A 15412-nucleotide genomic window follows, 5' to 3' on the forward strand; every position below is an offset into this window, starting at 1 on the left:
GCCGCATGTAAAAAGCCGAGGTCTCAACACGAGGCCTCGGCTTTTTTATCGAACAAATACTTAAGATTTGGGACAAACAAACCTGATTAATTTGTCCCGCGTGCGGGCGCTAGGAGCGGGTTTCCATCTTAGCGTGGCACTTGGGGCAGGTGACGCGGATCTTGCCCTTGCCCTTGGGGACGGAGAGCATCTGGCCGCAGTTGGGGCACTTGAGGTATGCCGTGGTCTTGCGACCCTTCCACATCTTCTTGGCCGTGCGCTTGGCGCGCTCAAAGTCTTCCTTGCTCGTTCCAGCCGCGCGCGAGGTGCCGGCCGCCGCAGCGCCGCCGCCCAAGCTGGCGACAAACTTGCCCAAGCCGGGGACGTTCGCGGTCGCGGTGACAAAGGCAGCGTTTTCCTTGCGACGCGCATCGATGTTTTTGGACAGGCCGCGCAGCACGCCAATCACGATCACGGCGATGGCGATCCAGCTGAGCCACTGGATGCGGGCTATCGATCCGATCATCGCGATGACGATGCCGGCAAAACCCATCACGATGGTGAGTTCATCGGCACCATTGCGACCCTTCATAAAGTCATTCATGCAAATTGCCTTTCGTTCGATATGCTGCTCGCCTTTATACCCGATTTAGAGCAAGGGGGACAGGTTAATCTGCACCAAGGTGGTGCAAACGTACCTATCCCCGATACACCAAGATGGTGCAAAGCAGTCTGTCCCCAATGCCCCAATTACTTGGAGAGCTTGTCGACGACGCGTTCGATCTCGGCGAGCTTGGCGGCTTTGAGGTCTTCGTCGCCCGATTCGATTGCCGAAGTCACGCAGCCCTCGATATGCGCCTTGAGCACATCGGCGTTAATGCGCGCGATGAGTGCCTGCGTGGCCATGAGCTGCGTGGAGATGTCGACGCAATAACGGTCCTCCTCGACCATCCGCAAGATGCCGTCGATCTGACCGCGTGCCGTCTTGAGCATGCGGGTCACCGATTTATGGTCTGCCATCATGGCGGGTCCTCGTTTCTGATCGATAGGGGCGGATGCTACCGACGGCGCTAGGCTGCGGTCACCGAAAGGGCATGGAACTTCTCGCCCGCGGCCTCGACGGCGGCAGCGAGCTGCTCGGCGGTCACGGTGTCGGCGCACTCCACCTGGACGGTCTGGGTCTCGTGATCGGCGTCGGCATCGGTCACGCCGGCCACGTTGAGCAGCGCGGTCTCGACGGTGGCGTCGCAGTGGCCGCACATGAGGCCGGAAGTCTTGATTGTGTAACGCATGGGTATTCCTCTCTGTTGCGTCGGCTTTCCCAGGCACCCGACCTTGACCTTCAAGCCGTCGCTCGCGTACCAAAGTACGCGTCGCTCCTCTTTCAGGTCAATCTCGGGCACCTGGAAAACCCGTTCTAAATGGACTTAATGGTGAGCTTATTTTGCCACTTTAGGCTTAAAGGATTTCAGGCGCAGAGCATTGCTTACGACGCACACGCTCGACAGGCTCATGGCCGCGGCGCCGAACATCGGCGAGAGCTGCCAACCGGTGAGGGGGGAGAACACGCCCGCCGCCAGCGGAATGCCGATGCCGTTGTAGAGCAGCGCCCAGAACAGGTCCTGCTTGATGTTGCGGATTGTGGCACGTGACAGCTCGATGGCACGGGCGACGTCCATGAGATCGCTGCGCATGAGCACCACGTCGGCGCCCTCCTTGGCGATGTCGGCGCCGGTGCCGATCGCAAGGCCCACGTCGGCGCGCGCCAGGGCGGGGGAGTCGTTGATGCCGTCGCCCACCATGGCGACCTTGCTGCCCGCATCCTGCAGCCCGCGCACGTGGCGCTCCTTGTCGGCGGGGAGGACGTCGGCGATGACCTGCTCGCTGCTCAGCCCCACGCGGCGGGCGATGGCCTCGGCCGTCACGCGGTTGTCGCCGGTGAGCATGCGCACGTCGACGCCGAGCTTGCGGAGCGCAGCGATGGCCTCGGCGCTCGTCTCTTTGACCTCGTCAGCCACGGCGATGGTGCCGACAAGCTCGCCGTTCTTGGCAAAGAACAGCGGCGTCTTGCCTTCGGCGGCAAATTGCTCGGCAAGACCCGCGGGCACGGTAACGCCCAACTCGTCCATCAGGCGCACGTTGCCGGCTGCGATGACATTCTGCCCCTCGCGCGCCGTTACGCCACGACCGGGCACGGAGGCAAAGTCCTCGACCATGCGCGCGACAATTCCGCGTGCCTCGCACTCGGCCATGATCGCCTCGGCCAGCGGGTGCTCGCTCGAGCGCTCCAGCGCGGCAGCGAGCTTCAGTAACGCCTTTTCACTCATAGCGGGCGAGCCGTCGGCGCGCGCGACAACCACAATGTCGGTCACGGCCGGCTTGCCGCGGGTGACCGTGCCCGTCTTATCGAGCACCACGGTGCCCACGCTGCGCAGGTTCTCCAGCGCCTCAGCGCTCTTAAACAGAATGCCCATCTCGGCGCCCTTGCCGGTGCCCACCATAATAGCGACGGGCGTGGCCAGGCCGAGCGCGCACGGACAACTGATCACCAGCACGGCGACGGCGGAGGTAAGCGCTTCGTTGACGCTTCCGGTCAGCACCATCCACGCCACAAAAGCTACGGCAGAGATTACAAACACCACGGGCACGAACACGCCGGCGACCTTGTCGGCCATGCGGGCGATGGGCGCCTTGGTGGCGTTGGCGTCCTCGACGAGCTGGATAATCTTGGCGAGCGATGTCTCGGCACCCACACGCGTGGCGCGGAAGGTAAACGAGCCGGTGCGGTTGACCGTGGCCGCATTGACAGTGTCGCCGGCGGTCTTCTCCACGGGAATGGATTCGCCGGTGAGCGCGCTTTCGTCCACGGCCGAGCTGCCATCGAGCACCACGCCGTCAACGGGGATGGACTCGCCGGGGCGCACACGCAGCACCTGGCCGGGCAGAATGGCATCGACGTCGACGGTGGCCTCGATACCGTCCTCGGCCACGACGGTCGCGGTCTTGGGTGCTAAGTCGATGAGCGCCTCGATAGCGCCGCCGGTTTTGGACTTGCTGCGCGTCTCGAGGTATTTGCCCACGGTGACGAGCGACAGGATGGTGCCGGCGCTCTCAAAATATAGGTTGTCCATGCTCGTCATCATGGCCTCGTGCACCTGACCTGCGGCTAGCTGGTCGGCCATGATGAACATGGCGTAGAGCGACCAGGCGATGGACGCGGTGGCGCCCACGGCGATGAGGGCGTCCATGATAGGCGCGCCGTGCGCGAGCGATTTAAACCCATTGATAAAGTACGCGTCGTTGACATAGACGATGGGGATGAGCAGGACGAGCTCGGTGAGGGCGAGCGTCATGCTGTGGGCATGGTCGGTGAAGACGCCGGGCAGTGGCCAACCGAGCATGTGCCCCATGCCTATGTAGAACAGCGGGATGAGGAAGATGATCGAGACGATGAGGCGGGTGCGCATGGCAGAGGCGGCGGCCTCCAACTTTTTGGTCGGCGACTCCATATGCGCGGCGCCGGACCTGGCTTGCGCACTTCCGCTTTGGACAGCGTCGGTGCCCGTGCTGATGGGCGAGGCCGAGTAGCCCGCGCGGTCGACAGCGGTGCAGATGTCGTCGGAGGTGACCTGCGCGGGGTCGTAGTCGACCATCATGGAACCGGCGAGCAGGTTGACCGCGACGCTTTGGACGCCGTCGAGTTTGCTCACGGCGCGATCCACATGCGCCTGACAGGCGGCGCATGTCATGCCGCCCACGTCGAACTTATCTTGAGCCATGGTTTCTCCTTTCTGCAGTTCGGTGTTGGAATTGTTAACCTGCCGATACTATATACCCATACCCCCTGGGGGTGTCCAGTGGGGATGAAAATGTATGACATTTCGCTACAGATGCGGGTGGCTGCTCAATCGTTGGCAGCTCATGTCAAACATCTCGATCTGTAACATCTAGCGGGGAAAATGACCTCTAACTGTTACAGATCGAGATTATGTTTTGCGATGTTTGAGTTCGTCTCAATCTGTAACGTGTAGACCCGGTTTTGTCTCGTAACTGTTACAGATTGAGACAATCGGCCCAGGCCCGCCTCGTCCGCTCCGTCATCTGTGGTTTACGTGGGGGCATGTGAAGCACGGGTATACTAACCGGCGGCGAATCTGCTCCATCGTTTAGTGCTGCTGCGTCTGGACGGCGCGTGATAGGGCTGCCAAAGCGATCGCCAGCGTGCTGAGCAACGTCCTCTCTGTGCGCACCCGTTTTTGTATGTATTAGCGCACTACCAAGCACGCCCGCGCGGCCGCATGCCGTGCCCATTGCGCGTGCAGATAAGGAACAACAACATATGCGTAATTCTGTATCCGACGTCACCGACGCCGAGATTCTGGACGAGACCCGCGAGGCCATGACCCAGGCTGCCTTCGATGCTGCCGATGAGGCCAATGCTGCCCAGGCCGTCGAGTCCGCTACCGAGAGCCTGCCCGCCTTTGACGAGCTGGGCCTTTCCGACGAGATGCTTCGTGCTATCGAGAACCTGGGCTACACGGCGCCGACGCCCGTGCAGGCCGGTTCGATTCCTGTGGTGCTCGAAGGCCGCGACCTGCTTGCCGCCGCTCAGACCGGCACCGGCAAGACGGCTGCCTTTTTGCTGCCGACCATGAACAACCTGGAGCACATCGCTCCTCCCAAACCCGTGCGCGAGCGCGGCGGCCGCAACCGTCGTCGCGGCGCCAAGAAGCCCGAGGGCAACGGCCGCGGTCCCGTGATGCTCGTCATCACTCCCACGCGCGAGCTTGCCCAGCAGATCGACGAGGTTGCGAGCAAGATCGCCGACGTCACCGGCCACGTTGCCGTGACCGTCGTGGGTGGCGTGAGCTACAAGCCGCAGACCGCTGCCCTCAAGTACGGCTGCGACATCCTGGTCGCAACGCCAGGCCGTCTGGTCGACTTGATCGAGCAGGGAGCCTGCCATCTGAACGAGGTCAAGGTGCTGGTGCTCGACGAGGCCGATCGCATGCTCGACATGGGCTTTTTGCCCGCCGTCCGCCGCATTGTGCGCGAGACGCCGGCCGAGCGCCAGACGCTGCTGTTCTCGGCGACCCTCGACGAGGAGGCCGTGGGCGAGATCACCGACCTGGTGAGCGACCCGGCCCGCGTGGAGATCGCGCCGGCCACGTCGACCGCCGACACCGTCGACCAGTTTGTGTTCCCGGTGTCCATCGAGGCAAAGAACAACCTGCTGCCTGAGTTCCTCAAAAAGGAGGGCCCGGAGCGCACCATCGTCTTTATGCGCACCAAGCACCGCGCCGACAGCTGCTGCCGTCGCCTTGAGCGCAAAGGCATCAAGGCCGCCGCGATTCACGGCAACCGCAGCCAGGCCCAGCGCGAGCGCGCGCTTTCTGCCTTCCGCGACGGCACCGTCGACGTGCTGGTGGCAACCGATGTTCTCGCCCGCGGCATCGACATTAGCGACGTGCGCTACGTCGTGAACTTCGACGTGCCGGCCGAGCCGACCGACTATATCCACCGCATTGGCCGTACGGGCCGCGCCGGCGAGCTGGGCTGGGCCATTACGTTTGTGACCGAGCAGGACGTCGACGAGTTCTACGAGATTGAGAAGCTCATGGACAAGACGGCCGACATCTACGAAGCCGGCGACCTGCATGTGGGTCCCAACCCGCCCGCCGTCGATCCCGAGCGCGATCCTGCCGCCTTTAAGGTGAAGAAGAAGACCAAGCGCGGCAAGTCCAAGAGCAAGAAGAAGCTTGAGCAGGCGCGTCGCGACGGCAAGCGTAACGGCGACGATTACGGCGACGTGGCTGGTCGTTCCAACCGCGGTCGCGACGAGCGTCGTGGCGACGGCGAGCGCCCGAGCCGTCCCAAGCGCGGCGGCAAGACCCGCGTGCGCGAGGGCGTTCAGGCTCGCGTGGACGAGGCCGTGGAGAGCGTTGCCCGCGAGGTGGCTGCCGAGGAGCGCGGCGGTGCTGGTGCCGTCGAGCAGGTCCCGCGAGGCAACCGTGCCGAGCGCCGTGCCAAGCAGTTCCAGGGCGAGGCGCACCGCCGTCGCCGAGAGGACGAGGACCGCGGCGGTCGTCGCCGTGTTGAGCGCGAGGACGAGGGCCGTGGCTCGCGTGGCGGCAAGCGCGGCTCGGGCGACCGTCGTCGTTCCGGTCGCGATGACGGTCGCGGCGGCCGAGACGAGCGTCGCGGCGGCGAGGGTCGCGGTGAGCGTGGCACCCGCAGCGGTGAGTCCCGTGGCGGCAAGCGCTTTGAAGAGCGCGGCGGCCGCGACGGAGGCCGCGGTGGTGAGCGTCGCGAGGGCGCTCGTGGCAACGGTGGCCGCAGCGGCGCCGGTCGTTCGAATGAGTCGCGCGATCGTCGCGACCCGCGTGCCAGCCGCGATCGTCGCGATGATTGGCGCAACTACGACGACACCCGCGAGGAGCGCCGTGGCGGCTATCGTGGTGGTCGCGGCGGCAACCAGTCCGGCTCTCGTGGCGGCCGCGCCGGCGGTCGCGATAACCGTGGCAGCTATGGTAACAATCGTGGCGGCAAGCGCGGCGGCAGCTCCCGTCGTCCCGGCGACGGCGGCGGCAAGCGCAAATAACATACGCATCGCGCGATAAGGCGAGATGAGTTTGGGCCCCGAGCAGACTATGCTCGGGGCCCTTTTTGGTGCAAAGAGGTCAGGTTAATCTGCACCAACGTCTTGAAGTTGCGGTGGAATACGGACTGTTTTGGCCTTTTGAGCGGCTTTTCAGTCCCTATTTCACCGCAACTCATGATTGGTGCAAAGTAACCTGTCCCCCATGCACCAAACAAGGAGTGTCCCTAAGTGTCGCTTAAATACCGTTTATCGAAGAAAAAATACCGTTCGCCGGTCATAATGATTGTTCTGGCTTTGGGCTTGTCTACAATAGCTCCCGTAAAAAGAAATGCGGAAGGTTACCGAGTCCCTCGGACGTGGGCCTAACCAAAGTCTTTGAACGGATGTGTCTCTATGGACGCATTCGCTTGATTTTGGTTGGGCTATATTTATGAAGGGACATGCCACCATGGGTTTCTTTTCTCGCCTGATGGGCGGTTCGGATGAGCAGAAGACTGCAACTTCCGAGTTCGAAATCCTCGCTCCTGTTTCCGGCGAGCTTGTTCATCTAGAAAATACCAATGACCCCGCTTTTAGCAGCCGTGCCGTGGGCGATGGCGTTGCCGTGGTTCCCCAAGAGGGAACGGTGTGCGCTCCTGTTTCCGGTACCGTCGCGGCGCTGTTCCCGACCGAGCATGCACTGGGCATCATGTCCGACGACAGCTCTGCTCAGGTGATGCTGCATATCGGAATCGACACTGTTAAACTTGAGGGCAAGGGCTTCCATGCGCTTGTTGCCCAGGGTGACCATGTCGACGCGGGCCAGCCCCTCGTTGAGGTCGATTTTGACGCGGTCCGCGCCGCCGGCTTCGATCCCACGGTCTTCGTTATTGTATGCGAGCGTTCGGAGAACTCGACTCTTCGTGAGCATGCTTCCGGCCCTGTTGCTGTTAAAGAGCCTGTCGTCTGGCTTTCCGAGTAAATTCTTGTGGTGGGTACCGTGGTTATCAAGCGAGTTTTCAACAATAACGTCGCAATGGTCACTTCGGACGATGGCTCCGAGCTTATTGTCATCGGTCGAGGCCTCTGCTTTGGCCGTCATGCCGGCGACGCTATCGATGAAGCATCGGTCGAAAAGACCTATGCGCTGCAGGAGGGCACTTCTCAGGATTCGCGTACGATTGACCGCTTGGCACATCTTTTGGAGTCCATTCCCACCGTCAACCTCGTGATTTCCGAGGACATTGTTCAGATGCTTCGTCGAGAGCTCAATGTCGACATCAACGACAAGATTCTCATTGCTCTCGCAGACCATATCAGCCTTGCTTTGGAGCGCGAGCGCAAGGGCGTCTCCTGCGAGAATCCGTTGCTGCTCGAGATCCAGCAGTTCTATCGCAAGGAGTATGCGCTCGCTGGTCGTGCGCTGCAGATTGTCAAGGAGTATATGGGCATCCAGATGAGCGAAGAAGAGCAGGGTTTTATTACGCTGCATATCGTCAACGCCACTATGCCGCAACGCTCCGACCGCCTCATCATTTCGGTCCAGCTTGTTCGCGACGTGCTCGCAATTGTTTCCGAGCGCTATGCTACGACCCTCGATGACACCTCGCTGCCCTATGAGCGTTTCGTCCGCCACCTGCAGTTTTTCGCACAGCGGGCGCTTGACCCCGCGGCCGGGCAGATCAATGACGATGCACTGTTCCGAATCGATGAAACTAAGTATCCGTGCGCGTTCTCGTGCGCGGACGCCATAGCCGCCCACTTGTCGTCTACCTATAACGTTGTCGTTACCGATGCCGAGAAGAGTTATCTCGCATATCACATTGTTAACCTGCTTGGAGAACCTGGTCTCTAGGCATAACGTGCCCATACATCGATTGATATAAGGCAAGGCTCACGGTCTTGTCCAGGGCACATCTGTCTTAATTTGCGGAAAAGGAAGGGGAGTACCGCTATGACCGCAAAAAAGAAGTTCAATTTCAAAGCGCCGTTGGAGGTGTTCGCGAAGTCGATCGTTCAGCCGATGATGTATCTCTCGGTTGCCGGCATTCTGCTCATCGTGGGCATCATTCTGACCAACAAGACCATTTGCGCCTTGATCCCCGTACTGGGCTCCGGTCCGTTCCAGCTTGTGGGCGCCGTTGTCTATCAGTCGCTGATGTTTATCATCAACAACCTCTCGATTCTGTTCTGCGTGGGCATCGCCGGCGCCATGGCAAAGAAGAACAAGGGCCATGCTTCGCTGATTGCCCTGATGTCGTTCTTCCTGTTCCTGCAGGCTAACAACATCGTGCTCAACGCCACCGGCTCTCTTGCCGAAGCGAGCGGCATGCTCGGTCTTACCGGAACCGGCCAGAGCACCGTTATGGGCATTCAGGTGCTCGATACCGGCGTGTTTGGCGGCATCATTCTTGGTTGCATCACCGGTGCCGTGTTCAACAAGTACTCGAACAAGCAGTTCCCCATTGCCCTTTCGATGTTCTCGGGCGTTCGCTTCCCGTTCCTGATCATGATCATCATCTCCTGGATCATGGGCGCTGGCTTCTGCATCGTTTGGCCTCCGGTTCAGGGCGCCATCTCCTCCGTTGCCGGCATCATTAAGGAGTCGGGCAACATCGGTCTGTTTATCTACGGCATGCTCAACAAGCTGCTCGTTCCCACCGGTCTGCACCACCTCATCTACACTCCGTTCCAGTTCTCCGATGTGGGTGGCACCCTGACGCTGGGTGATCAGGTTATCGCCGGCGCCTATCCCATCCGTGTCGCCGAGATGGCAATGACGGGCCAGCCCTTCTCCGATAGCACCTACTTCAACAGCTACACCTTCAACAACCTGTGGCCCTACATCGGTATCGGTCTCGCCTTTATCTTCACCGCTTACAAGGGGAACAAGGATAAGACCAAGGCCGTTATCATCCCGCTGATCATCACCGCCGTGCTCTCCTGTGTCACCGAGCCCATGGACTTCCTCTTTGTCTTTGCCGCTCCCGTGCTCTTTGTTGTTCACTCGGTTCTTTCCGGTATCTTCCTGGTCCTGCTCAAGGTCCTCTCCGTGCCCGCTTCGACTGCAGGCGGCATCATCAACATCGTGGTTTCCAACCTGGTCCTTGGTGTCGATAAGACCAACTGGCCGATGATGCTCGTGCTTGGAGTCGTCAACGCCGCTCTGTACTTCTTCCTCTTCACCTTCCTTATTAAGAAGCTCAACCTCCACACGCCTGGTCGCGAGGAAGAGTCCGAGCTCGCCGAGTCCGTTGCCGAGGGCGAGGCCGCCGCGTCTGTCGCGGTGAAGCAGGGCGCTGTTGCCGCGGCTCCCGCAGAGGGCGTCGATGCAGGCATCGCCGACCTGGTCGCAGGTCTTGGTGGCAAGGACAACATCGAGGAGCTCGAGAACTGCTTTACGCGTCTCCGCGTGAACGTTAAGAACCCGGACCTCATCAATGAGGACCTCATCAACCACGTGCCCAACAGCGGCATCAACCGCAACGGCAATAATATCCAGATCATCTTTGGCATGAAGGTCGCCGAGATGCGTGACAAGGTCGAAAACGCAATTGAGAAGGAGCAGTAAACAATGATCATTACTCTGTGTGGTGGCGGATCCACCTTTACCCCCGGCATCGTCAAATCCATCGCCCTGCGCAAGGACGAGCTCGACGTTGACGAGATTCGTCTGTACGACATCAACGAGGAGCGCCAGCGCAAGATCGGCGTGCTCGTGGACTGGATTTTGCACGAGGACCTCGGCCTGGACATCAAGCTCACGGTGACCACCGACAAGGAGACTGCCTTTACGGACGCGAGCTTCGTGTTTGCCCAGATGCGCGTGGGCGGCTATGCCATGCGCGAGCAGGACGAGAAGATTCCGCTGCGTCACGGCTGCGTGGGCCAGGAGACCTGCGGCTGCGGCGGCCTTGCCTACGGCATGCGCACCATCTTCCCCATGGTCGAGCTGATCGATGACGTTGAGAAGTACGCTAAGAAGGACTACTGGATTCTCAACTACTCCAACCCTGCTGCCATCGTGTCCGAGGGCTGCCGCGTGCTGCGTCCCAACGCTCGCATCATCAACATCTGCGACATGCCGATCGCGATCATCGACGTGGTTTGCGCCGCACTCGATATCGACAAGAAGGATGTCGAGTACGATTACTTTGGCCTCAACCACTTTGGTTGGTTCACCTCGATCCGCCACAAGGGCGAGGAGGTGCTCCCGCAGCTGCGCGAGTACATCAAGGAGCATGAGATTCTGCTGCCCGACTCCTACCTCAAGGGCATGGGCTCGCTCATGGCAAAGAAGCCCGAGGAGGCCACTGACGAGCACCCCGAGCAGAACCGCCACACCAAGGGCAGCTGGTACTACGTCTGGAAGGGCGAGTACGAGATCATGGAGTGCTTCCCGGAGTACCTGCCCAACACGTATCTGAACTACTACCTGCAGCAGAAGGAGTTCGTCGAGCATTCCAACCCCGAGCGCACCCGTGCTAACGAGGTTGAGGAGACGCGTGAGAAGAACCTCTTCGACGGCATCGACCACTACGAGAAGACGGGCGAGATCGACGAGAGCACGTTCTATGCGGGCAGCCACGGCGACTGGATTGCCGATTTGGCTATCGCTCTGAAGAACGACACCAAGCAGCGCTTCCTGGTCATTTGCGAGAACAAGGGCGCTATCCCCAACATGCCCTACGACGCTATGGTCGAGCTGCCTGCCTACATTGGCAAGAATGGCCCCGAGGTCATCAGCCGCGACAACATTCCTCTGTTCCAGCAGGGCCTCATGATGCAGCAGCTGAACTCCGAGAAGCTCGTGGTCGAGGCTACGATCGAGGGTTCTTACGAGAAGGCGCTCAAGGCCTTTACGCTCAACAAGACCGTGCCTTCGATGAAGGTCGCCAAGGAGGTTCTCGACGACATGATCGAGGCCAACAAGGGTTACTGGCCCGAGCTTAAGTAAAAGCAACAGGGTCGCTGGCCGCATACCTGGAGCAATGCCCCGTCCACGTGATTGCGTGGGCGGGGCATTGTCATTTGGTAACGCGTTTTACCAAATATGGCATTTATCTGCGGTAATGTTCTATTTCACCGCCGAGGGTGACATTTCATACCGCCTGCCGAACTGCGTGGAGACCTAACAACTTTTTAGGTCAGTGTTGTGCGTGTAGCAACTTCGCCCGGCCTCGCCTCCGGGCTGCCATGTGAGAGGGGATCTTATGGCTCGACTGCACGTAATGGAACGCAGCCACGCTCAGGCCGTCATGGACGACCTGCACGATGCGCTCGGACGTCGTCTGGCGGTGAGTTCGCTCGCCCCGTGCCCCGTTGAGTTTACGGCAGCGCTCGTCAATCTGTGCTCCACCCAGAGCTGCGGCAAGTGCACGCCCTGCCGCGTGGGCCTGAGCGCGCTGAGCGACCTGCTCGCCGATGTGCTCGAAGGGCGCGCCGATGAGTCCACGCTCAACTTGATTGAGCGCACCGCCCGCACCATCTATCTTTCGAGCGATTGCGCCATCGGCTACGAAGCTGGCGCCATGGCACTCACGGCCATTCGCGGCTTCCGCGACGATTTTGAGCATCACATCCGCGAGCGCTCCTGCGGCTTTGACCGCGAGGCCCGCGTCCCGTGCGTTTCGGGCTGCCCGGCGCACGTCGACATTCCCGGGTACATTTCGCTGGTCGAGGCCGGCCGCTATGCCGACGCCGTCAAGGTCATCCGCAAGAACAATCCGCTGCCGCTCGTCTGCGGCCTGGTGTGCGAGCATCCCTGCGAGATGCACTGCCGCCGTGGCATGGTCGACGACCCCATGAACATCCTCGCCCTCAAGCGTTTTGCCGTCGAGCACGGTGAGCTCAACGACCACAAGCCGCATGTAGTGGACAACACCGGCAAGCGCGTCGCCGTGATCGGCGGCGGCCCGGCCGGCCTTTCCTGCGCCTACTACCTGGCCGTGATGGGCCATAAGGTGACCATCTTTGAGCAGCGCCACCACCTGGGCGGCATGCTGCGCTATGGCATCCCCAGCTATCGTCTGCCGCGCGAGCGCCTGCAGGCCGAGATCGACTGGATTTTGAGCGCCGGCATCGACGTTGAGCTCGATCACTCCGTCAACGGCGAGGAGCTTGCCCGCCTGCGCGACGAGTTCGATGCCGTCTACCTGGCCATTGGCGCCCACAGCGATAAGAAGCTCGGCCTTCCGGGCGAAGAGGCGCCCGGCGTGGAGTCGGCCGTCAAGATGCTGCGCGCCATCGGTGACGACGAGCTGCCCGACCTGAGCGGCCAGCGCGTGTGCGTCATCGGCGGCGGCAACGTGGCCATGGACGTGGCGCGCTCTGCCGTGCGCTGCGGTGCCGAAAAGGTGAGCATTGTCTACCGCCGCCGCATCTGCGATATGACGGCTCAGGACGCCGAGATTGCCGGTGCCCAGGCCGAGGGCTGCGAGGTTCTGGAGCTGACGGCGCCGCTCGCCATCGAGACGGGCGAGGACGGTCGCGTGAGCGGCCTGCGCGTGCAGCCGCAGATTATCGGCGAGCCCCGTCGCGGTCGTCCGGCCCCGCGTGCCGCCGCGACGCCCGAGCGCGTCATTCCCTGCGAGCGCGTGTTCGTGGCCATTGGCCAGGACATCGATTCCAAGCCGTTTGAGGACATGGGCATCGTCTGCAAGTGGGGTCGCGTCGTCACCGATTCGGATGGCGCCGTGCCCAACTTCGACGGCCTCTTTAGCGGCGGCGACTGCCAGACCGGTCCCGCCACCGTCATCCGGGCCATCAACGCCGGCCGCGTTGCTTCGGCAAATATCGACCGCTACCTGGGCTTCGACCACAAGATCAAGCTCGACGTTGAGCTGCCGACCGTGCAGTTTAAGGGCAAGCACGAGTGCGGCCGCTGCGAGCTGGGCGAGCGCGAGGCCGGCGAGCGCATCCGCGATTGGAATCTGGTCGAGCAGGGCCTTACCGAGGAAGAGGCACGCCAGGAGGCAAGCCGCTGCCTGCGTTGCGACCACTTTGGCTTTGGCGCGTTCCGCGGAGGGAGGAACCTGGAATGGTAGAGCCCAACAAAACCACTGTCAGCGACAACACCGAAAGCGGAGCACTCAACATGGTCAAGCTCACGATCGATAACTGCGAGGTCGTGGTGCCCGAGCACACCACGATCCTGGATGCGGCCAAGTCCGTCGGCATCCAGATTCCCACCCTGTGCTATCTGCGCGATCTGAACGAGATCGGCGGCTGCCGTGTGTGCGTGGTCGAGGTTGAGGGCTGCGACCAGCTGGTTGCCGCCTGCAACAACTACGTACTCGACGGCATGGTGGTCCACACCAACAGCCCCAAGGCCCGCGAGGCGCGTCGCACCAACGTGCAGCTGCTGCTGTCCCAGCACGACTCGCGCTGTACGAGCTGCGTGCGCAGCGGTAACTGCAACCTGCAGACCATCGCCAACGACCTGGGCATTTTCTATCTGCCGTATCAAAGGCATTTGGCGGGCGAGGGCTGGGACTTCGATTTCCCCATCATCCGCGAAAACGACAAGTGCATTAAATGCATGCGCTGCATCAAGGTGTGCGAGAACGTGCAAGGCCTAGGGATTTGGGACCTGACCAGCCGAGCCACGCACACCGCCGTGGGTACCCGCGGGCGCGCGCCCATCGGCAAGACTGATTGTGTCGCATGCGGCCAGTGCATCACGCATTGCCCGACGGGCGCGCTGCGCGAGCGCGACGACACCGAGACCGTGTTTGATGCTCTCGCCGATCCCGATAAGATCGTGCTGGTGCAGATAGCGCCGGCCGTGCGCACCGCCTGGGGTGAGGAGCTCGGTATTCCGCGCGAGGATGCCACCGTTGAGCGCCTGGCCTGCGCGCTGCGCCGCGTGGGCTTTGAGTACGTGTTCGACACCGATTTCTCGGCCGATCTCACCATTATGGAGGAGGGCTCCGAGCTGATCGAGCGCCTGGGCGCCGCCGCCAAGGGCGAGAGTAACAGCCGCGGCTGGCCCATGTTTACGAGCTGCTGCCCGGGCTGGGTGCGCTTTGTAAAGGCGCGCTACCCGGAGTTTGTCGACAGCCTGTCCACGTCAAAGTCGCCGCAGCAGATGTTCGGCGCTATTGCCAAGACCTACTACGCCAAGGTGCTGGGCGTGGAGCCCGAGCGTCTGTTCGTGGTGTCCGTGATGCCGTGCACGGCCAAGAAGGCCGAGTGTGCGCTGCCGAGCATGATGGGCGAGGGCGGCGCGCCCGACGTGGACGTTGCGCTGACGGTGCGCGAGATGGTGCGCATGATCCGCGCGAGCCACGTGAGCGTCGACACGCTGGTCGAGGAGCCGCTCGATACGCCGCTGGGCTTTGGCACGGGCGCGGGCGTGATTTTTGGCGCCACGGGCGGCGTGATGGAGGCCGCCGTGCGCTCGGCATATTACCTGGTGACGGGCAAGAACCCGGATGCCGATTTCTTTACCGACGTGCGCGGACTCGATGGCTGGAAGGAGGCCGTGGCCGATATCGATGGCACCAAGGTGCGCGTCGCCGTGGCACACGGGCTGGGAAACGCTGCCCGTCTGCTCGACGCGATTCGCGACGGCCGCGTGAGTTATGACTTCGTTGAGGTTATGGCATGCCCGGGCGGCTGCGTCGGTGGCGGCGGTCAGCCCATCCATGACGGCTGTGAGCTGGCAGCCGAGCGCGGCCAGGTACTGTGGGGCCTCGATGCGAACGCCAAGATTCGCTTCTCGCACGAGAATCCCGATGTCCAGGCGTGCTATCGCGAGTTCTTGGGTGCGCCGCTGTCGCCGCTGGCCGAGGGATTGCTGCATACCGACCATCACGCATGGACGATGCCTAACGAGGGGACGTGCTAGCG

11 protein-coding genes are annotated in these 15412 nt (G+C 61.8%); 7 read left to right on the forward strand and 4 right to left on the reverse strand.

Annotated elements, in window-relative coordinates; translation table 11 throughout:
* Positions 1 to 109: 109 nt before the first annotated feature.
* From DWZ52_RS00245 to DWZ52_RS00260, 4 genes are all read right to left on the reverse strand, one after another.
* Complete coding sequence (locus DWZ52_RS00245; protein ID WP_117639812.1) at positions 110 to 583, reverse strand: hypothetical protein; 474 nt, start codon at positions 581 to 583, stop codon at positions 110 to 112.
* Positions 584 to 729: 146 nt separating this feature from the next.
* Positions 730 to 1002 (reverse strand): metal-sensing transcriptional repressor, encoded by a 273-nt coding sequence (locus DWZ52_RS00250; protein WP_006235337.1) that lies wholly within the window; start codon positions 1000 to 1002, stop codon positions 730 to 732.
* Between the two features lie 47 nt (positions 1003 to 1049).
* Positions 1050 to 1271, reverse strand: coding sequence for a heavy-metal-associated domain-containing protein (locus tag DWZ52_RS00255; protein WP_055310331.1), 222 nt, complete (start codon positions 1269 to 1271; stop codon positions 1050 to 1052).
* 147 nt (positions 1272 to 1418) lie between these two features.
* Complete coding sequence (locus DWZ52_RS00260) at positions 1419 to 3758, reverse strand: cation-translocating P-type ATPase (RefSeq protein ID WP_118384610.1); 2340 nt, start codon at positions 3756 to 3758, stop codon at positions 1419 to 1421.
* 560 nt (positions 3759 to 4318) lie between these two features.
* Here DWZ52_RS00260 and DWZ52_RS00265 point away from each other — a divergent pair.
* The 7 genes from DWZ52_RS00265 (at position 4319) to DWZ52_RS00295 (ending at position 15410) form a co-directional block, all read left to right on the forward strand.
* A complete protein-coding gene (locus DWZ52_RS00265; RefSeq protein WP_199411529.1) occupies positions 4319 to 6580 on the forward strand; it encodes a DEAD/DEAH box helicase in 2262 nt (753 codons plus the stop codon).
* Between the two features lie 448 nt (positions 6581 to 7028).
* Positions 7029 to 7541, forward strand: coding sequence for a PTS glucose transporter subunit IIA (locus DWZ52_RS00270; protein WP_158549283.1), 513 nt, complete (start codon positions 7029 to 7031; stop codon positions 7539 to 7541).
* Positions 7542 to 7559: 18 nt separating this feature from the next.
* Positions 7560 to 8414 carry a PRD domain-containing protein gene (locus tag DWZ52_RS00275; protein ID WP_117639836.1) on the forward strand — a complete coding sequence of 285 codons (855 nt, stop codon included), beginning with the start codon at positions 7560 to 7562 and terminating at the stop codon, positions 8412 to 8414.
* A gap of 99 nt (positions 8415 to 8513) precedes the next feature.
* A complete protein-coding gene (locus DWZ52_RS00280; RefSeq protein WP_117639806.1) occupies positions 8514 to 10130 on the forward strand; it encodes a PTS transporter subunit EIIC in 1617 nt (538 codons plus the stop codon).
* A 3-nt stretch (positions 10131 to 10133) separates the two neighbouring features.
* Positions 10134 to 11516, forward strand: a complete 1383-nt coding sequence (locus DWZ52_RS00285; protein ID WP_055310193.1) for a 6-phospho-alpha-glucosidase — start codon at positions 10134 to 10136, stop codon at positions 11514 to 11516.
* A gap of 256 nt (positions 11517 to 11772) precedes the next feature.
* On the forward strand, positions 11773 to 13605 hold the full coding sequence (locus DWZ52_RS00290; protein WP_117583958.1) for an NAD(P)-binding protein: 1833 nt from the start codon (positions 11773 to 11775) through the stop codon (positions 13603 to 13605).
* Between the two features lie 50 nt (positions 13606 to 13655).
* Positions 13656 to 15410, forward strand: coding sequence for a [FeFe] hydrogenase, group A (locus DWZ52_RS00295; protein ID WP_117639834.1), 1755 nt, complete (start codon positions 13656 to 13658; stop codon positions 15408 to 15410).
* Positions 15411 to 15412 lie beyond the last annotated feature (2 nt).

Source organism: Collinsella sp. AF33-16, assembly GCF_003475325.1.
In the GTDB taxonomy this organism is placed as follows: Bacteria; Actinomycetota; Coriobacteriia; order Coriobacteriales; family Coriobacteriaceae; genus Collinsella.